This window comes from Gilliamella sp. Nev6-6, from assembly GCF_001690605.1.
GTDB lineage: Bacteria > Pseudomonadota > Gammaproteobacteria > Enterobacterales > Orbaceae > Gilliamella > Gilliamella apicola_C.
Genome location: NZ_LZHP01000013.1, coordinates 1 through 18,507, shown reverse-complemented (window position 1 = coordinate 18,507; position 18,507 = coordinate 1). Strand labels below are relative to the sequence as shown.

29 protein-coding genes are annotated in these 18,507 nt (G+C 36.6%); 8 read left to right on the top strand and 21 right to left on the bottom strand.

Annotated features, from left to right (window positions below; translation table 11 throughout):
* Positions 1 to 3: 3 nt before the first annotated feature.
* The 12 genes from A9G42_RS01295 to A9G42_RS01245 all read right to left on the bottom strand — a co-directional run bounded on the left by A9G42_RS01295 (position 4) and on the right by A9G42_RS01245 (position 6,017).
* Positions 4 to 465, bottom strand: a complete 462-nt coding sequence (locus tag A9G42_RS01295) for a phage virion morphogenesis protein (RefSeq protein ID WP_065652413.1) — start codon at positions 463 to 465, stop codon at positions 4 to 6.
* Positions 450 to 896 (bottom strand): phage tail protein, encoded by a 447-nt coding sequence (locus tag A9G42_RS01290; protein WP_065574056.1) that lies wholly within the window; start codon positions 894 to 896, stop codon positions 450 to 452. The genes A9G42_RS01295 and A9G42_RS01290 overlap by 16 nt, the downstream gene beginning before the upstream one ends.
* On the bottom strand, positions 883 to 1,104 hold the full coding sequence (gene lysC / locus A9G42_RS14020) for an Rz1-like lysis system protein LysC (RefSeq protein ID WP_255307548.1): 222 nt from the start codon (positions 1,102 to 1,104) through the stop codon (positions 883 to 885). Before lysC ends, A9G42_RS01290 begins: the two co-directional genes overlap by 14 nt.
* Positions 1,004 to 1,450 carry a hypothetical protein gene (locus tag A9G42_RS14205; RefSeq protein WP_065579643.1) on the bottom strand — a complete coding sequence of 149 codons (447 nt, stop codon included), beginning with the start codon at positions 1,448 to 1,450 and terminating at the stop codon, positions 1,004 to 1,006. Before A9G42_RS14205 ends, lysC begins: the two co-directional genes overlap by 101 nt.
* Positions 1,428 to 2,015 carry an N-acetylmuramidase family protein gene (locus A9G42_RS01280; RefSeq protein ID WP_065579642.1) on the bottom strand — a complete coding sequence of 196 codons (588 nt, stop codon included), beginning with the start codon at positions 2,013 to 2,015 and terminating at the stop codon, positions 1,428 to 1,430. Before A9G42_RS01280 ends, A9G42_RS14205 begins: the two co-directional genes overlap by 23 nt.
* On the bottom strand, positions 2,015 to 2,305 hold the full coding sequence (locus tag A9G42_RS01275; protein ID WP_065579641.1) for a phage holin family protein: 291 nt from the start codon (positions 2,303 to 2,305) through the stop codon (positions 2,015 to 2,017). The genes A9G42_RS01280 and A9G42_RS01275 overlap by 1 nt, the downstream gene beginning before the upstream one ends.
* Positions 2,302 to 2,679, bottom strand: a complete 378-nt coding sequence (locus tag A9G42_RS01270) for a putative holin (protein WP_065652412.1) — start codon at positions 2,677 to 2,679, stop codon at positions 2,302 to 2,304. Before A9G42_RS01270 ends, A9G42_RS01275 begins: the two co-directional genes overlap by 4 nt.
* Positions 2,680 to 2,683: 4 nt before the next feature.
* Entirely contained in the window at positions 2,684 to 2,887 is a 204-nt protein-coding gene (locus A9G42_RS01265) for a tail protein X (protein WP_065590164.1), read from the bottom strand.
* Positions 2,887 to 3,357 (bottom strand): head completion/stabilization protein, encoded by a 471-nt coding sequence (locus A9G42_RS01260; RefSeq protein WP_065652411.1) that lies wholly within the window; start codon positions 3,355 to 3,357, stop codon positions 2,887 to 2,889. Before A9G42_RS01260 ends, A9G42_RS01265 begins: the two co-directional genes overlap by 1 nt.
* Positions 3,358 to 3,450: 93 nt before the next feature.
* Entirely contained in the window at positions 3,451 to 4,098 is a 648-nt protein-coding gene (gpM, locus tag A9G42_RS01255; protein WP_065579637.1) for a phage terminase small subunit, read from the bottom strand.
* A 1-nt stretch (position 4,099) separates the two neighbouring features.
* A complete protein-coding gene (locus tag A9G42_RS01250; protein WP_065652410.1) occupies positions 4,100 to 5,110 on the bottom strand; it encodes a phage major capsid protein, P2 family in 1,011 nt (336 codons plus the stop codon).
* A gap of 67 nt (positions 5,111 to 5,177) precedes the next feature.
* Positions 5,178 to 6,017, bottom strand: coding sequence for a GPO family capsid scaffolding protein (locus A9G42_RS01245; protein WP_065652409.1), 840 nt, complete (start codon positions 6,015 to 6,017; stop codon positions 5,178 to 5,180).
* 152 nt (positions 6,018 to 6,169) lie between these two features.
* On the opposite strand from A9G42_RS01245, the gene A9G42_RS01240 reads away from it, so the two are divergent.
* From A9G42_RS01240 to A9G42_RS01225, 4 genes are all read left to right on the top strand, one after another.
* A complete protein-coding gene (locus A9G42_RS01240; RefSeq protein WP_065652408.1) occupies positions 6,170 to 7,951 on the top strand; it encodes a terminase large subunit domain-containing protein in 1,782 nt (593 codons plus the stop codon).
* A 2-nt stretch (positions 7,952 to 7,953) separates the two neighbouring features.
* On the top strand, positions 7,954 to 8,940 hold the full coding sequence (locus A9G42_RS01235; protein WP_065652407.1) for a phage portal protein: 987 nt from the start codon (positions 7,954 to 7,956) through the stop codon (positions 8,938 to 8,940).
* Positions 8,941 to 9,026: 86 nt separating this feature from the next.
* The gene (locus tag A9G42_RS01230) at positions 9,027 to 9,206 is read left to right on the top strand and encodes a type II toxin-antitoxin system HicA family toxin (protein WP_065579632.1); all 180 of its coding nucleotides are present in this window, start codon (positions 9,027 to 9,029) and stop codon (positions 9,204 to 9,206) included.
* Between the two features lie 38 nt (positions 9,207 to 9,244).
* Positions 9,245 to 9,658 (top strand): type II toxin-antitoxin system HicB family antitoxin, encoded by a 414-nt coding sequence (locus A9G42_RS01225; protein WP_065652406.1) that lies wholly within the window; start codon positions 9,245 to 9,247, stop codon positions 9,656 to 9,658.
* 396 nt (positions 9,659 to 10,054) lie between these two features.
* Here A9G42_RS01225 and A9G42_RS13775 read toward each other — a convergent pair whose 3' ends face one another.
* Complete coding sequence (locus A9G42_RS13775; RefSeq protein WP_179854579.1) at positions 10,055 to 10,231, bottom strand: hypothetical protein; 177 nt, start codon at positions 10,229 to 10,231, stop codon at positions 10,055 to 10,057.
* Positions 10,232 to 10,589: 358 nt separating this feature from the next.
* Here A9G42_RS13775 and A9G42_RS01220 point away from each other — a divergent pair, with 358 nt between their 5' ends.
* Entirely contained in the window at positions 10,590 to 10,811 is a 222-nt protein-coding gene (locus tag A9G42_RS01220) for a hypothetical protein (protein ID WP_065652405.1), read from the top strand.
* A 55-nt stretch (positions 10,812 to 10,866) separates the two neighbouring features.
* Here the strand turns inward: A9G42_RS01220 and A9G42_RS13525 are convergent, their stop codons facing one another.
* The 8 genes from A9G42_RS13525 to A9G42_RS01180 all read right to left on the bottom strand — a co-directional run bounded on the left by A9G42_RS13525 (position 10,867) and on the right by A9G42_RS01180 (position 15,947).
* Positions 10,867 to 11,067 carry a hypothetical protein gene (locus A9G42_RS13525; RefSeq protein WP_143426073.1) on the bottom strand — a complete coding sequence of 67 codons (201 nt, stop codon included), beginning with the start codon at positions 11,065 to 11,067 and terminating at the stop codon, positions 10,867 to 10,869.
* A 345-nt stretch (positions 11,068 to 11,412) separates the two neighbouring features.
* Complete coding sequence (locus tag A9G42_RS01210) at positions 11,413 to 13,500, bottom strand: replication endonuclease (protein ID WP_065652403.1); 2,088 nt, start codon at positions 13,498 to 13,500, stop codon at positions 11,413 to 11,415.
* A gap of 1 nt (position 13,501) precedes the next feature.
* Positions 13,502 to 13,690, bottom strand: coding sequence for a hypothetical protein (locus A9G42_RS01205; RefSeq protein WP_065652402.1), 189 nt, complete (start codon positions 13,688 to 13,690; stop codon positions 13,502 to 13,504).
* Between the two features lie 28 nt (positions 13,691 to 13,718).
* On the bottom strand, positions 13,719 to 14,534 hold the full coding sequence (locus A9G42_RS01200; RefSeq protein ID WP_065652401.1) for a DNA adenine methylase: 816 nt from the start codon (positions 14,532 to 14,534) through the stop codon (positions 13,719 to 13,721).
* A 183-nt stretch (positions 14,535 to 14,717) separates the two neighbouring features.
* Complete coding sequence (locus A9G42_RS01195; RefSeq protein WP_065652400.1) at positions 14,718 to 14,951, bottom strand: TraR/DksA C4-type zinc finger protein; 234 nt, start codon at positions 14,949 to 14,951, stop codon at positions 14,718 to 14,720.
* A complete protein-coding gene (locus A9G42_RS01190; RefSeq protein ID WP_065652399.1) occupies positions 14,951 to 15,163 on the bottom strand; it encodes a DUF2732 family protein in 213 nt (70 codons plus the stop codon). Before A9G42_RS01190 ends, A9G42_RS01195 begins: the two co-directional genes overlap by 1 nt.
* On the bottom strand, positions 15,164 to 15,508 hold the full coding sequence (locus A9G42_RS01185) for a hypothetical protein (RefSeq protein WP_065652398.1): 345 nt from the start codon (positions 15,506 to 15,508) through the stop codon (positions 15,164 to 15,166).
* A gap of 199 nt (positions 15,509 to 15,707) precedes the next feature.
* Positions 15,708 to 15,947, bottom strand: coding sequence for a MerR family transcriptional regulator (locus tag A9G42_RS01180; RefSeq protein ID WP_065580831.1), 240 nt, complete (start codon positions 15,945 to 15,947; stop codon positions 15,708 to 15,710).
* Positions 15,948 to 16,069: 122 nt separating this feature from the next.
* Here A9G42_RS01180 and A9G42_RS01175 point away from each other — a divergent pair, with 122 nt between their 5' ends.
* The 3 genes from A9G42_RS01175 to A9G42_RS01165 form a co-directional block, all read left to right on the top strand.
* Positions 16,070 to 16,426 carry a helix-turn-helix domain-containing protein gene (locus A9G42_RS01175; protein ID WP_065652397.1) on the top strand — a complete coding sequence of 119 codons (357 nt, stop codon included), beginning with the start codon at positions 16,070 to 16,072 and terminating at the stop codon, positions 16,424 to 16,426.
* 14 nt (positions 16,427 to 16,440) lie between these two features.
* The gene (locus A9G42_RS01170) at positions 16,441 to 17,925 is read left to right on the top strand and encodes a hypothetical protein (protein ID WP_065652396.1); all 1,485 of its coding nucleotides are present in this window, start codon (positions 16,441 to 16,443) and stop codon (positions 17,923 to 17,925) included.
* A 63-nt stretch (positions 17,926 to 17,988) separates the two neighbouring features.
* Positions 17,989 to 18,507: P-loop NTPase fold protein (locus A9G42_RS01165; protein WP_218837735.1), on the top strand; the 519-nt coding region annotated here is incomplete at its 3' end.

Here is an 18,507-nt window from a genome sequence, read left to right as displayed (position 1 = left end):
TTTTTACAACTTACTAGCCAAGTGGGCGATAGTGATTTGCTCAATTATGTTATAGTCGTGTTGATTGAAGCCAAGCAACTTTCTGGACGGATATTTAATGGTCCAATCATCTTTTTTATTTACTCGTGCACGTAATCCGTAATGATGAATGTGTGTTATACGAGATACCGAATTAATAAATTTTACGGTAGCGCAGTTGCTGTTTGCTGATATGCGTAGATATTTAGTTGTTCGTAGCTTGGTAAACATTTTACGGCGAATCTTTCCCGTTTTTTTTCGAAACGCCTGTGGTCTTCTAGGTTTAAAAGAGGTGCCGTTTGGTTGTTTCTGGGCTGTAATACGTTTACGGTTACTTTCCCGTAGTTTTTTAGCAATTTCACGCGCTAATTTGGTGCGATTACTGTTATTTAGTTGAGTGAGTATGCCGTTTGCATACTCATGTAATTTATTTAATTCGTCGGCCATATTTCATTAACCCAATCAGGACGCATATCTATGGGTGGTTCGTCGGTAATGTGTTTGTATTCCAATCCGTTGCTTCCTTTTTTTACAATAACACGCTCTGTCAATTTCAGTTCAATACTGACATCGGTTGTATTATTGTTTAATTGCTCAATTTCAAATTTAATGGCACCTTTTCTTAGTTCAGGGTTTGCCATAAATTCTTGCTGATTGATATACATCCAACTCATTATTGGTACAATCAAATAATCAATGGGTTGTTCATAGTCAGTAATGATTAAATTAACTTTGTACTCATACTCAAAACTTAATGATTTGGCAGCCGTTGCTGTTATGTCACCGTCATCCACAAATATATGTAATTTATCGGGATTGTTTTTGATAAATAAATTATTGTCTTCAAGTACTTTTCGAAGTTGATTAATTTTTTTCATGCTGCTCCTGTTGGCATTGATAAATCATTTCGACTTGAACCGCACATTGATGCCATGCCGTTAAGATGGCTTGATTATCGTCAATTAATGAGCGGTTCTGCTTTAAATTATTCATGGGAAGATAACAAGGCGTTACGGCTGGACAGCCAGTTTTGATAATCTGTACTTCCTTTGATTTCTGGCCGTGCGTACAACCGCTTAATAACATCAGGCAAATCAGTATCAGACCACATACGTAATTGTTTATTTTCATTGATAAGTTGCTCCAACTGTTGTTGATATTGACGATTTAACGTATCAACTGCTTGCAGTTGATTTTTTTGTTCTATTAGTTTTTGTTCGTTTGCTTGATATTGATCACTAAGGTTAAGCAATTCATTGTTTTTATAATCAATGATTTCGATCAATTCTTGCTTGTCGTCTTGAAGTTGTAGATTGCTTGCCTGTAATTGTTTATTTTTGGTGCTTAATAGTTGATCTCGTAAATAGCCAAACGATAAACAGAGCAGTAATAGCAACCACGGTAACAATTTATTTTTTAGTAGATTTTGCATAGCTTTCGTACGCCTCTTTAAGTTTTTTGTCATAACTGTTTTTTTTATAAGCTGGACCGTTGTAAAGTTTGGCAAACGTTGAAAAATCGTTATTTTTCATTGCTTGTAATAGCTTGCAATTCGATTTATGAGAAATAAAGCGGTAAAACGCATCTAACTGCATTACTTCGCTTTCTGTCATACATTGTTCAAATTGTTGAGCTGATTCATAACCAAGTAGTTGCCAGTGAAAGCCCATAATTTGGAATAAGCCCCAACTTGCACTTTCAATTGCTGAATCAATATCAATTTGTTTGGCCAGCGTTAGTCGATAGTTTTCACGAGCACCACCTAAATAACCACCAGCAATTGAGTTGACTAAATCTGGATAAGTATTTGATAATTTTTCTACATCAAAACCATGCTTTTTAAGCTGACGGTAAAAGATATGCCTTTCAAATAGAATTACGGGCAAGCCGTTTTTAATACCTGATGAGCGAGCTTCAACTTTTGTTACTGCTTGTACCATAGCCAGCTCAACTTCTAGCTTATTAGCCACATTTTGCAATTGTTCAGTTGTTATCATTATTTATTTAACCTCTTATGATGCTGATGTTGATTTGGAGAACGGCAAAGCGTGCCAATGTTGCCTTTGCTTTTTAAAAAGCAGATCAGCAGTGCTATATTCATAACTACCTGAGCGCAGTAAGCACGGCTTAATAAACCGAAAGATGAGAATAAAAATACTGATGCACTTGATGTAATCATTAGCCATGCTAGCCAGCTATATTTGGCTTTGTATTGGCAATTTTCACGATCAAAGGTAAATAATCGAATAGCAATTAATAAACAAAGAAAAGCGTTAAGGGTTATCATGGTTTTCCCCCTTTAAATTTATCCAATAAATCAGATGGGTCATCAAACTTTTTAATTAACCAAAGAAGTAGTTTGACACTTACCGCTGATGCCACTAACGCACCAAGACCAAGCGGTACCTTGGTTTGAATGTTGGATGGAAAAAGTGGTATTAGTAAATATAATGTTATTTCGTCCAACAATATTCCAAGCGCAAACGATATAAAAAATAGAAGGGTGCGACGAAGAACCGAGATATGCTCTTCACTAATTACCAGTAAGATTGATCCACACAGTGCGCCTAAAATAATGCCATTTTCAATATTGGGATAAATCATTGATATTGAAAATGCACTAATCACTGCGGTGAAGGTTGTTGTAGTTGGTTCTGTCATTCGGTTAATCCCATAAATTTAAGCGTTTTTTTTCTGGCTCTGGCACCACTTCAGGCACATTTACGGCGGTACCCATGGGGAGTGTTGCCGGCAGTTCACAAAGTGTTGGGTTTTGTTGGTAAATAATTTCAACAATCCCTTTAGTTTTGCCAAAAACTCGATACGCCAATGCGTCAACGGTTTCATTTTGCATTGCATAAACAATCATTAAATTAATTCCATGGTTGATCGTGATTTACCTAAAATGTCACGAATGGCATAACGTGCATTGCGGTATAAGTTGCCCACACTTTCGATGTTAGGTTCAATGTCGCCTTTGGCTTTTGCTGTTGCATCAAAATTAATGTACTGTTCATTCAATAAGGCGTTTGCCCATGAATAAACCGCATGCTTGTATAAAATCAAATATTTTGATTCACCATTAATTTGCTCATCATTTAGATCGTTAATCGATGTAATACCTGCCGCTTGCTTTGTTAGCCGCCAGTTATATAAGTCGTCATTCACTGCAATAATCGCACTGGCAATTGCTGTTTTTAATCGCTCTGTTGTGACGGTACCGTCTAGCCGTTGAGTTTTTCGAACATCACTGATATTAATTGCTGGAAAAAACGAAATATTACTAATTTCGATATTGTCAGCTTCGTTAGCGCTTGCGATAGCCGTAAAGTCGTTCATAATTTACCTTTGTTAATCGGCGGTGGACAAAAGCGCTAACCTGCAGAATGCATTTATTGCTTTTGTGCCGCCGAGGTGTGAGGGTTCACTCGGTTAAGCATCGGTCTTATTTAAGGCCTTTTCTAATTCTTTAATGGCTGTTTTTACGCCACAACTTTCATCAAGCTCTAAAGCTCGTTTCAAATAACCTAACGCTTGATCTGGCTGTGTTTCTTTTAGTGCATAGCCGATGGCTTTATTTAGTTTTGCTCGAACCTGATCAAACATATCTTTATCAGCGACGAGTTCAGCAAATTTAAGCAAAATACCCGCATCAACAACTTGCTTGTTGCTAATCTGGGTTAGTGTGGTATTAGCTAGCTCTTCGGTGATGAGTGTGGCGGTTTGCCGTTGGTATTCATCAGGCGTAACCCAGTTATGTTTTAGTGCATGTTCGGCCAGAGGGTATGCTTGTTCAAATTGTTTGGTGTCTATCATCCAAACTAATAGGCGCATAAATACATCGTCTTGCTGAGCATTATCAGATTCAAGCACGCCGTTAATCCAATCCATATATTCAGGAATAAGTGTTTTTTTAAGTTCAATTTTTGCTTCTGTTGATTGAAATTTTTTCAAACGAAGGCGATCGTTATTGAGCTTTGCCAGCATCATTTCATAAGCATTGGTTGTTTTTATATCGTTTCTATTACGCTCTTTTTGAGCGTAATGTTTTTGTAAAAATTTTTGAGCGGGTGATACCATGTTATTGAACCTCGATGTTTTCAATTAAACAGCCTGCTTCATAACGTTCTACAACAAACGCCTCATTGGCAGATTGGTAATCTTCAATGCGATCACGTTTCGGGTTATCAATAATTTGACGGCGAGCGGTTCCATTTTGAATATAGATAGCCAAATTGCTAAATGAGGTAATAAGCATGGCTCCTTTAGGGAAATACGGCACTCGATACGCAGGTAATTCACCGATTGATTTTTTAGCCAGTAAAATTTGACCGGCTACTTTTTCGGTGTTTTTATCGGCTTCGTTAGCAATAGGGAAGTACTTATCATGAAGCAGGCCACGACCACAGATAACAACTAGACCGGTATCATCAGAAAAGACGGGATCAATTAAATTTTCAACCGCATCATAGACGAGTGCGTCCAAATTTTTATAATCACCACCATTGTTAGCGACAATAATTTTACCTGGTGTGAGTGTGCCTTCATTCATTACTCTTTCTGGCGCATCTTCACGGTAATGTTGCAACCAGCCTTTGTTGACATCTTGCAATAATGGGTTAGCGGTTCTATTGGATGTTACTGCACGGCTTGTGCCGTTAAAACCAATCATCATCCGATCTAATGCTTTTTGTTTAATTAACGCATCACGTAAAATTGTTTGGAAGTTCTTTTTATGACGCCATGCGTCTAATTTTGCATAACGGATTGATGTATCGTAGTTAGTTTGTTCACAACGATAGTTAAATTTATTAAGGTCGGAAATATCTACCGCTTGCCGATCTTGTGCTGTCGTGTCTGTTGTGCTGGCTGTTGTACCTGTTACGCCAACGCCGACTTTTTCACCTTCTTGGGCGTCAACAAATTCAAAATTGATTTTGCTTAAAAATTCGGATGATTGTTGTGTCCGTTTTTCTAATGTTTGGTTTACGGTTGGATCGACAGCAAAACTTTCACTGGCATTATCAACGCCGTTAAGCTGTGCAATGCGGTGTTTGAATCCGTTAAATAGCTTTCTTGTTTCATTTCTCATTATTGATTTCCCAATTTAGTTAATCTGTTTTGTTCTTTAATCCACTGTTTTAATTTAATCTACCGTTTTAACAGTCTGTTTCAACGTCGATCGAGCCACCAGCAGAAAGAGGGCGATCAGGCGAATCTGGCAATTCACTTAATAGCTCGACAAGTTCGGTATTTTGTTTTTTGACATCACTTAGCTCGTTAGTTAGTTCAACAATTTTGGCTTCCATTTCCGTAAAGCGATCAGTTGTTGCTGTGGCGAACTGTTCGATAATCTCACCAAGTTGTACAAATTTGGTTGAGTCTTTTTCTGATTTGGTTTTGAATAAGCCAGTTAGGCGTTCTAGCATTGAGCTAAATGTGGTGTCGTTTTGAGTGTCTACTTCTTCAAAATCAATCACTGTTTCTTCGGCAACGGTAAAGAGATTGTTAGGTGATTGTTTGCGGCTAACTAATGGGTTAACAGTTGCTTTTGCACTGAATTCTAAAAATTCAGTACCAAGGCTAGCTGGGTCGTCAGTTACCGCAAGACCAACAAGGTAAGCTTCGCCGGTGTCCGCAAATTCGTAATTAACTTCGATAGAGGTATAAACTTTTTGTTTAGCTTTATTCAGCTGAATAAGTTCATCGGTTGGTTCAATTTGTGCAAGCAATGCTAGCTTTCCAGCAAGCGGACCCGTTTTAATTTCTTCGGCTCGTAATGCTAATACGTCACCATAGCGTTTAAATTGGCTATCAGGTGAATAACCTTTGATATGTTCCAAATTGATGCGTGCACCATAAACATCACGATCATAATTTTCTGCCATTTGCTTGATCCATTCTTTTTGGATCTTACGCCCATCAGTTGTTGCACCTTCCACCGCAACACGAAACCATTTTGATTTAATTTTTTTTGACTTCTTAACGTCTGTGCCCATTGTTGTAATCCTTAGCTGATTGTTTTTGCCTTATGTTGAATTGACAAACAAAAGAGAGCAATTGGGGCAACTTGTAGATTGGTGTTTTACAAGCTGAACAAACATAAAAAAAAGAAAATGATAGGTAAATTGGCGTTACTAAAGGAGAACTTATGGTAAACGTCAATTTATTAAATCATTTAATTAGCGATAATACCGACCCAAGAAAAGCCGCCAGATCGCTGTATTGGGCTGGGTATCGTATTAGCCGCATTGCTGAGCTATTGAATGAAAATATTAATACTATTCATAGCTGGAAACGGCGTGATAAGTGGGATGAGTCATCAGTATTGGACCGAGTTAATGGGGTTCTTGAAGCGCAATTAATCCACCTTGTGATAAAGCCAAATAAGGAAGGTAAAGATTTTAAAGAAATTGATTTACTTAGCCGTCAGCTAGAACGTACGGCCAGAATTGAAAAATATCAAAATGGCGGTAATGAAGTTGATTTAAACCCTAATATTGCCAATCGTAATGCCAAGCCAAAGCAGAAACCTAAAACCAATCTTTTAACTGATGAGCAAATCGAAAAAATTAACGAACTATTTCATGATGGCTTATATGAGCATCAAAAAGTTTGGTATCGGGCAGGTTTACAAAACCGCATAAGAAACATTAACAAATCACGCCAAATTGGAGCAACTATGTTTTTTGCTCGTGAGGGTGCGGTTGATGCGGTGAATACTGGGCGTAATCAGATATTTTTATCCGCCTCAAAATCCCAAGCTTTTCAATTTCGGCAATATATTATTGATTTTTTCCACGGTATAGATATGGATCTGAAAGGGGAAGTTATCCACTTTCCACATAATGATGCCCGCCTTTACTTTTTAGGTACCAACTCTAAAACGGCACAAAGCTATCATGGTAATTTATATTTGGATGAGTATTTTTGGATTAATAAATTTTTAGAACTGCGTAAAGTTGCCTCTGGCATGTCGAGCCAAAAACGTTGGCGACAAACTTATTTCTCAACGCCGTCTAGCATTAATCATGAAGCATATAAGTTTTGGACTGGTGAGCTATTTAATAAAGGACGTAGAAAAGAGCAACGCATTAACGTTGATATTTCACATCAAGCGTTAAAAGGTGGCAAATTATGTGCCGATGGGCAATGGCGGCAGATTGTTACGATTGAAGATGCCGAGCAATTGGGATTTGATTTATTTGATATTAATCAACTAAAACTTGAATATAGTCCCGATGAGTTCGCTAATTTATTTTTATGTAATTTTATTGATGATTCATCATCAGTGTTTCCGTTATCCAGTTTACAACCGTGTATGGTCGATTCGTGGGATATTTGGGATGATTATAAACCATTTGCCTTGCGGCCACTTGGTGAGCGACCAGTATGGATCGGCTATGATCCGTCACACACGGGGGATAGTGCAGGTTGTGCAGTTGTTTCACCGCCGATGGTTGAAGGTGGTAAATTCCGAGTAATTGAAAAGCATCAATGGACGGGGATGGATTTTGCTTCACAAGCTGAAGCTATTCGAAAAATGACTGAAAAATATAACGTCACCTACATCGGTATTGATGCCACGGGATTAGGTGAAGGGGTTTATCAACTAGTTAAGCAATTTTATCCCGCCGTAGTAGCATTTAAATATTCAATTGAAATTAAACAAAGACTAATTTTGAAAATGCAAGATGTCATCAGACGTCAGCGTTTAGAGTTTGATGCAGGTTGGACAGACTTAGCCCAATCATTTATGGCAATTCGAAAAACATTAACGGCCAGCCAGCGTTATGTAACGTATGTGGCCGATCGTAATGAAGATGTATCACATGCCGATATTGCTTGGGCAACCATGCACGCAATTTATAACGAACCGCTAGAAAGTATTAGCGGAGCAAACAGTAACAGCGGTTTTATGGGAGTATTTTAGTTATGACAGAATTTACACAACAAGATGAAAAGGTAGAATGTTTTACGTTTGGCGATCGTGAGCCTTTAGCCGATGCAAAAGACTTATTAAATTATTTACAATGCACCCCGTGCGGCAATTGGTATGAGCCGCCAGTTAATTTAGATACGCTGGCCAATACCTTTAGTTCATCGTCATATCATAGCAGCCCGATTTATGTAAAACGGAATATCTTAACCAGTACATTTATTCCGCATAAATACTTATCACGTCAAGCATTTGAGCGAATCGCTAATGATTTTTTAATATTAGGTAATTGCTATCTCGAAAAACGGGCCAATATGCTAAGGCAAACCGACGGACTAAAGCCAACATTAGCAAAATATACCCGTCGTGGAATAGTCGAGAACGAATATTGGTATATTGATAAGTATTGGGAAGAGCATAAATTCAAAAAAGGGTCGGTGTGGCATATGCTTGCGCCCGATATTAACCAAGAAATTTACGGACTACCTGAATACTTAGCCGCTATTAATTCGGTGTGGCTAGATAACTCGGCTACTGTATTTCGTCAACGTTATTATAAAAATGGTTCACATGCTGGATTTATTTTATATTTATCTAATCCATCCCATAATGAAAAAGATATTGAAGAACTAAAAAAGGCATTACAAAGCAGTCGTGGACCTGGTAACTTTCGTAATCTTTTAATGTATGCACCAAATGGTAAACCAGATGGACTAAAATTAATTCCAGTTGGCGAGGTGGCCGCCAAAGATAACTTTGCTGATATAAAATCAGTAAGCCAAGATGATATTTTAACAGCTCATAGGGTACCGCTATCATTGATGGGAATTACGCCAAAAAATACCGGCGGATTTGGTGATCCAGAAAAGGCATCTAAGGTATTTGCTCGTAATGAAATCAAACCGTTACAAGATAGATTTTTACAGCTTAATGATTGGATGGGGGAGGAGGTTGTAAGGTTTAATCCTTATTTACTTGAATAAAAACAAACAAAAATGTTTATTATTAAGTTGACGTGATAAACATTTTTGTTTATTATTTAACTGTCTTAAAACAGCACGGAGCAATAATGAAACAAAGTGAGTTTTTAAGATGGTTAGTTGCTCAAGGTGTTGAGGTAAAGCAAGGGAGTAATCACCTGAAGCTTTATTACAACGGAAAGCAATCAACAATGCCAAGACATCCTAGCAAGGAGTTAAAAAACGGTACAATGATAGCAATCAAGAAGCAACTAAATCTAAATAACTAAAGCCCTCGTAAGGGGGCTTTTTTTTAAAAGGGGTTATTATGTTTTATCCTGCAAAACTAACTAAAGAAGATGATGGCTATACAGTCACATTTAGGGATATTCCAGAAGCAATTACGTGTGGTGATGATTTGCAAGATGCGTTAGAAATGGCTCAAGAGGCATTAGTAACAAGTATGGATTTTTATTTTGAAGATCATCGAAAAGTACCACTTCCTAGTAAGGCAAAAAAAGGCGAATACTTAATTGATTTACCAGCAAGTCTTTATGCAAAAGTATTGTTGCTAAATGAAATGATTGACCAAAATATCTCTAACGTTGAATTAGCAAAACGCATTCATGTAAAGCCACAAGAAGTACAACGTATTGTTAATTTAGAGCATGCAACAAAAATTGACACGATCAGCAAAGCATTGTCTGCTTTGGGTAAACGTCTTGAACTAAATGTAGCTTGACTTAATCACATAATCAAATGAAAGCCCCGAAAGGGGCTTTTTTTGTTATTAACATATATAAACATTCAGCTCACTAAATGTAATATTTGAAAATTTAATTTTAGCTGTAAAGCATATAGAGAAGCAATTTTTATTCTACACATAAGCTGTTCACAGATTTCAAGATCTCTTCATTGTGAGCGTTTTAGATGGGCTGTCGTTGATTTTTGATGATGATGTAAAGGCTAAAAGTCGAATTGTGATATTTTTACCCCACGCCACCCCCGGGTTAAAAGTGTATGAAATTGTGCAAAGTTGCAAATGCCACAAAAAAAGCCCTAGTATAAGGGCTTTGGTGATCCGTGATCCTTTTTAGATCTTGCGATTTCGTGCAGTATAGGTGTGCAGTAAAAATTTTTATGGGTTTTCCATTGATTTTGTTTTTAAGATGTTATCTTTTATTGGCTCCAACAAATCACGAATCCAAAACAGTGTAATATCCTTATCTCTTTCTGTTAGATGTTCGGATTCTGTTATAACACGGATAAGTAATTCAGCTCGTTCTATTTTTTTTGCTTTTTCTAATTTGTCCATTTTACACCTCAAGTAACTGTATATAAAAAATTAAAATATAGATCAACTTATAAATAAGCTATGAATTATCGCGCGATATGAAAATGCTAATAGATAAATATTTAAATTGCATTAGTTTAATCAATATCCATTAGTTTTATTTGATTGTTGAAATTTTCAATAATATTTGTTATCGTTATGGGTTATTGTTTTTTCGGTGAAATAACTAGATTCAGGTAACTTTTTATTTACATATAAAAAATGTGCTGTAGTTCACATAGTTACAAAAAAATATTTCAAGTTAATTATTACTGTATTATGATTTTATCATCCGTAAAATTTTTATAGATTCTCGTATTAGATGACAAGGAAAACTAAAATGACATCAATTGCATTAACACTTGAAAATATTGCAGCATCAGGTAGTGGAATTATTTTAGATGCAAAAAAATATAATGAACCACAGTTAAGAAAGATTGCTACTAAAGCTTTTGAGGGGCGAGCTAAACTTACCTTAAAAAATGCAAATAGTATGAACGGCCATCAACTCCTGAATATCGCTAAAGCAGGTAAGGGATCTGTAGTGTTTGATTTTACCTAATTTCGTTTCATAAATCTTCCAAAGCCCACATTGTGGGCTTTATTATTTTCGATTATTATTTGGCTTTTTTCATCACACTACACAATAAATCAGCAATGCAACTTACTGCGATTGTGAATTCATTTTTATCTGTGTAGTTTGAATTTAGAAGAAATCTAGCGAGTAGTTCAGCTTGTTCAATTTTTGCGTAAGCGCTTAAGTTGATAATAACGTTTTCGGATGTGTCAACTGGTGTAAGTTGGTTAAAGTTTTTCATTATATTATTCTCTTGATAAATTATTAATATAATCACCCCAAACCTGCTAAAATTTGGCGGTGAACCAAGCAAGGTTAGCAGACCGCTCAAGAGAAACGGCGAGCCTTCCGGCTCCCTCACTTAGTCCACCATAGAACAGATATGACTAAGCACGCATAAAAATACCGCACTGAGCGGTTATGCTCTCTTGAATACGCAAGCTGCTAAACTTGACGCTAGATTTTGCTAACGCATTTTTACTATATATCGATCTTAGTTTCATTGTCAACATGTGTATTAATTCCTGTTTTAAGTTGAAACGGTATAGATTCCTGAAAGTTTTTTACAGTCGTTATCAAATTTGGACTAAAAATCAAACTCAACAAAATCATTTTTAATCGGCTTTTTAAATCGGCTTGGCGAATTGCTAACGATGAGATGCACACCGTCTAAAGTGTTGTCTAATTTTAACCACTGATTTTCACTAATTTTTAAACTCTTTCGTAAATAAAGCCTGTTTATGGTGAAATTATCATCGGGCAAGCCAATTGTTTTCAATTGTTTTCTAATTTCTTCACGCTGATCGTACTGCGGTGATTTTTTAACCTGCGTACAGTTATTGACAGAACTCCAAGGGGCGCATTCGCGCCTATTTGAGACGATAGTCCATTTAATTAGTCGCGTACAAATAAATGACGCGGCGCCGACGATCGGCGAAAAGACGCCTTTTATTTTTTGTATGGTCTCCTCAAATTGATTTTGCTCGTCCTCGTACGAAATTCTGACGCGCAGATCTTTACGCTGCACCATTGCGCCGCCCTGTAATTCTGTGTATGCGGCCCAATCGCCCACATCGGCAGCGGCCAAAACCGGATCGATTGCTGGGCTTTCGACTTTTTGACTACCCAGTCTGCGGAGTTCACGCCAAACAGTTACAGGTGCGCCACCGATTTGCTGAAATTGGCGAATACCCCAACGACTTGCCCAAGCAGTCACATTTTTTGCCATTTCTTTTAGATTTTGTCCTGTTTCGTCATCGACTTCGTTATCAAGCTGATAACCATCAATATTTTTTGAGATGTACTTGGCAATATAGCCCGTTGCAGTGCCTTTCTCTTTTTCGATGTTCTCGAATTTAAAACGCGCGTGCTGCGCACCTTGTTCGTTGCCATCTTCTTCTAATGCGTATGATCGCATGATGTCGTAAACCCGTTGTTTATGTTCCGGCAGCATAAACACTAATATGTGCCAATGCGGTGTGCCGTCGTGATGAGGCTCTGCAACTCTAAATCCAAAAATTTTAATATTTTTGCGACTTAGTTTTGCTCTAATTTTTGCCCAAACACTACATAAATAACGTTGCGTGTCGCGTGGTGTGCCGCCGTTCCAGTTTTGAACAAAACCACCCTTGACGTGTACTGAGTGATATTTAGATGGCGCGGTCAATGTTATAAATGCCCCTTCATAGCCGTACTCATCAGCAATATCTTCAAAGCCCCGCATTCTTACCATAAGCTCACAACGGCGGATTGCAGGGTTAGCATTGGATTTATCTACTTGTAAAACAAGTTCAAATTGCTCGCCTGTTTCAGTATTTTCTATACATTGATTTTTCAGCCATTCTCGGTTTTTCCTTTTTTGCTCTTTCCATTCACCAATGCAAGTACGGCTTGCGTAAGGGCTTGCGGATTTCTGAACTTGTCCGGCAGCAATAGCCAAGTGTTCACGTTGAAAAGCCCATCGTCGCTTTAACTTGCTTTTCCACCACTTATCATCTGATAATTTAGCTAGCGCGATAACAATTTGCTGTTCACTGATTTCACCTTTTTTATAATCAGCAAAATAAGGGGCGACAATTTTTAACGGCTTGAGTTGCTCTAATGCAAATTTATAGATAGCTAATTCATGAGCGTTATCGCTCAACTTAAATTCATCTGTTTCTAAAAACTTGATAATTAGATTGTGCATATAGCCTGCAATCTTTCCGGCAAGTTCTTCAATGTCTATTTTGTCTAAAATTGGTAATCTCGATAATTGCTCATAAAATTCTTGTACAATCAGGCTTTCCCCTGCATTTTTGATTGCGTATTGCTGTTGCACTTCGGTACATCGAGTTAGTCCACAAGTGCGTAAATAAGTATTTGCTGTTTTTGAACCTTTTTCTTGATACAGGGTTGCATATTTGCGAGCAAAATAACTACCAATAAATTGCGGGACGTCACTAAAATACGGGTGAAAATAGTCATACTCATGCGGAATCTGCTCCCACAGTGGACGCTCAATAATTGTTAAATCACGAGGCGCACGGTGGGCTGTTGCGTATTGTGATTTTTGTTGAATGAATTTAGTCGGCAAAAATTTACCGACGGTATCGTAAAAATCACGCATACCAGAAAGCAGGGCATATTTAACCCTGTGATTTAATGTTGGTAGGTTTTGCGTGATTGTGGTCATGTTACTTGCTATGCTGTTTATTACGCATCTTTTTAGCCGCTCGGCGAGCTTTTGCTACACCTGTGGGCGTGTGCGCAGTTTTATTTTTGCCTTTGCCTTTTTTCAATTTCGGCGGCTGCATAACAACCGCTAAACGATCATGAAATAGGTTAGCTGAGTGTAATAAATATTTACGTATGTAGTTAAGCATTGTTATATTTCCAACTTGGTGGTTGTTGTTAAAGCATATCCGGCGTTAATACGCCAATAATCTCTTTTGCAGATTGACGATTGCCATTTGCTGCCATCGATCGTGGGGCGTCTATTGAGTGAAGTTTAAAACGGTGGAATATGTCGCGAGTGGCGCCATTGTCGCAGTTTGAAATAATTGCGGTTGCGCCCCTTGAAACGGCATCATACAAACAGTTAGCCAATAGCTCGGTGTCTGAGTAACCAAAACCTGACGGCGCATAACCAACAAAGCTATCTTTATGTTTAGTTAGATATGGCGGATCGCAATAGATAACCGATCCGGCACTAGCTAGCCCAATCGTTCGCGTGAAATCACGGCAGAGTAAAGAGGCATCGGAATAAAGTAATTTATTACTAAAATTAATCATTTCCGTACCCGGAAAATAAATATTTTTATGTTTTCCTTTCGGGACATTAAATTCCCCCTTTTTGTTATAACGGCACATCCCATTAAATCCGTGTCGATTTAAATAGATAAACTGAGCCGCTAACTTTACAGTCCCCCTAATTTTTGGGTGATTAAATTGATTTCGAATATCGTAAAAATCATTTTCTGTATCAAACAATTCTTTAGTTGTGTTATATAGCGTCGATAAATCATCTTTTAGCCAAGAATATGTATTGATTAAATCGTGATTAATGTCAGCCAAGATATAGCTTTTAGCGGGCACATTAATAAAGACATTACCAGCACCAACGAACGGCTCTATAAATTGACAATCACTAGGAAAGAATGGTAATAACTTTTCAATGATGCGACCTTTACCGCCCGGCCACTTCAAAAAGGACTTTTCTACACGCATTTTTATTCCTTAAAATTAATTATGATTTAACGAAATCCAAACGTGATAGTGAATGTGTCACCGATCTCCAACGGCGAGGACTCGCTTTTTAAAACGCTAATAACCCGAACGCCATAAACAGCAATCAACTCAAACAGTTGGGCGTCCACGTAAAAATTCTTGTACGCAGCGTGTATAAATTTTTCAAACATTCATTTTTCTCCCTCTACCTACATTTTTTAATTCTTCTAACTGTTGACAATCAAGACACAAACTGCAATACGGCGCCGCTTCACGCCGTGCCTCTGGTATTGGCTCTCCACATTCACAGCAATAAAGTGATGATTTGCCGGTGTAAACTTTTGCGCTTACATTTTTCACAGCTACAGCGGCAACTGTTTCAATGTGTGCTTGTGCTATATCTGCTAAATCTGCCATCAAACATCTTCCCGTTGTTGTGATCGCATTGCTTCGGCTTCTTGCTCTAACAGCTCGGCTGATTCGATCGGTGTTAGATAATTATTGCGGATATGTACCGCCAAACGCTCAAGTTTTGCGGTAAATACATCGCACAACCCTGATTTAGTTTCTTCTTTTGCTTGGTTTAGAGCCTGCAATAACGCATCTCCAGATAATGTTGTCATGTTCATTTATGCCACCTTTTTAGTTTCTTTCTTAAAATCCTGTTCTTCACATAGTGCGAATGCATCGATAATTGCTTGCAACCGACGTAAACCCTTTTTCAGATCGTCAATTTCGTTATCTGTTAAATTGTCGTAATTCATTTCCCAAGTGTGAGTAAATTGACTGGTTGCGTTGTAAATGGTTGTTGTGCGCGGTTCGATGCCTGATGCGTTCAGCAGTAAACGCTTTTGCCCAGGCTTTAAATTGTTAAAAGCAGAACGGGCTAAACTGCGCTTATTGCTTAATATTTGGTGAAACTCACGCAATAGACTGCGTGGTTCTATAGTTTGATTATTTTGCATTGTGTTCATGTAACCCCCTCCCCCTGCAATGTCCAGGATTGAGTGCGCCTAGGCTCACTTAATTAGCCATTAACTTTTTATGCAACTTAATTACTTTACCGTTCGACTTCTCAACCCAGCCTTTCTGGTTATGTTGATTGATTTTGATATAAATTGTTTTCGAAACGCCGGCGCATTTCGGGCTTAAATAGACTGCGTAGCTCATTGTTTATTCCTCTTTAATATTTAACTCAGGGTTAAACGCTTTAGCGCCCTCAAGGGTTAAAGCCACCATATTGATAAAGGTTGATGAACGGTCGTACTTGCCTGTGATTTGTTTTTTGCGGATAGGTAATTTGCCTTCACTAATGTATTTTTTTACCGTGCGTGGATTCATGCCTGATACACGGGCAAATTCATCAACAGTGACATAAGGCGCTGAAATAGCTATTGATATTCTTGGCGTCATAGTGCATTATTCCTAGTTAGTTGTTTTTATATTGTCATATATGTAAAAATGAATCTGAGATTAATATAAATGAATCTTGGATTCATTTCAAGTGTATTTTTGCATTGATTTGAGATTCATTTATGAAGATAGATTTTGAAAAAGGTGGAGCCGCTGTAATTGATAGGGTTATAAAGGCTTATGGTTTTAAAACAAAATTAGAACTAAGTAACCATTTAGGCACTAGTGCGTCTAATTTGTCCTTGAGATACAAAAGGGACTTTTTCCCTTCTGATTTGGTTATTCGTTGCATGGCTGAAACAGGCGCCACATTAGAATGGTTGGCGAATGGTCAAGGTGAATTTTTACCGAATGAAAAACCAAAAGAAGTCGTTCTAACAGATGAAACGTTAGAAAAATTGGAACGACTGGCCAACCTAAAAGAAAAGGGTGCAATAACCGATCAAGAGTTTAACGAATTAAAGGCTAAATTGTTTTGACAGGAGACTAAAGGATGAAAAACAATCATCTATTTTCAGATAAAAAACTGTTTTTATTTATGATTGTTTGTTTCTTTACATTTGTGTTTTCTATTTCATTGGCAATTAATTACGACGAAAAATCTATAATGTTAGGTCTTTTTATTGTCGTTTTATTTTTCTTTTCAGCTTTAGGGTTTTTAGTATCTTTTTTGTTTTTGACCGTAAAAAAATTAATAACAAGCACCAACAAAGTGGTTTTAAAATTTAGTGGCTTTAGTTTCTTAATTTTTTGTACATCAATTCTTTTCGTTGTATTTGTTGATAAAGATAATAATAAATTTTCATTGTTGTTGCCATCATTTGCAATTGTTATCTCTTTTTTTTCCTCAATAACATCTGCCCTTTTCGTAGCAATACGCTTTATTTTATTCAAGTTAATATCAAAAATTAATATTTCAAATTCTATACAGGTAGAAAAAGGCAATGATTCCCCAAAAATTACTGAACAAAAAGATACAACAAGTTCAGATACGATCAATTTTGGCACAGCAAAATTATCTAAAAGCTCACCTGAAAAAATTCTAAAATCCAAAGTTAAAAAAGCAATTAAAGCTGACGCAAAAAAAGAAAAAAAACAGAATCCAGTCAGAAGTATTTCTTACATTCCTCCAACTGAAGAAGAAAAAGAGAAAAAAGCTAAAGAACGTGATCGATATTTAAAAGATAATTTTGAATCTAAACTAAAAACCTTGTGGGTAGGTTCAAAAGATATTGAGTTTTCTTATTCTGATGCAAATGATGATATTAGCTATCGTCTTTTAAATTTAAATAAGGTATTGATTAACCAACATAGTGAAATCTATTTTTCTGGTATTTGTGCCGTTCGTGATGAAATCCGAACATTTAAGGTAGATCGTATTATATCCACCATTGAGTACAATTATCATGATTATAGTATTAAACAGTTTTTAACCCAAGTTTTACAAATTAGCAATAATGCTGGAAGTTCAAGAAAAAAAAGTAAAGCTAAAAAAGAAACGTTTGATGTCCATTTTACAGGGTTTAAGCAATCTGATAAAAAACGATTAATCGAACTAGCAGAAGAAAAAGATCTAACAGTAAGAAAAAGTGTTACTCAAAACTTGCAAATATTGTGCATAGGTTATAATGCTAGCCCCAACGGCGTGGCGAGAGAGCTGGCTCGAATTGCTAAACAACAAATCCAAAAACAATATGGCCAATTTCCAATAAAAATAAACGATGAAACATCATTAGCAAATATCACTGCTGATGGACAATATATTATTTATGATTATCTTTATAACGATAACAGTAAAAAGTACACACCAGAGATGTTTGCCTTATATGTGCAAATGATTTTCGACAAAAGAGCCTGTGAAAATAATGACTTTGTATCATTATTTCGAAATAACGATCTTCAATTTGTGTATCGCTATACATTTAATGATAAAAAAACCATGTTCGTATCTTTTCGAATTGATGAGGTTTGTGATTAAAGAAACCCAATACAGCAAGAGAAAAAGTTTTATCTGATGATACCATTTTACTAGGATATGATGATGAACACTCATAATTCATTAATATATAAATCAATTATTAACTATGTTGAATTAGAAAGTCCTGAATTTGCTATTTTACTAAAAGGTCAGTGGGGTGTAGGTAAAACGACATTTATTGAAAAAATATTAGCACAATTAAATAAAAAATATATTTATATATCATTAAATGGAATTTGCTCTGTTTCTCAATTATACGATTTGTTGTGTGAAAGTATTTATTTAGATGGTTTAATGGATAAACCTTCTCAAGGTAAAGTTAATATACGTGCACTTTCAAAAAATGTGTGTTTAGGTATTTTTAAGTACTTAAAAATAGATTTCGATCCAAAAAAAATTTTAGAGTCATTTAACTTAACTGAAGATAAATTGCTGGTTTTTGATGATGTAGAACGATCTTCTGTACCATTAGAAAGTATATTCGGTTTCATTAATCAATTTGTTGAACATAAAGAAAATCATGTAATTCTTATAGCCAATGAAGAAGAAATTATAAACAACAAGAATAGTGAAAATAATATT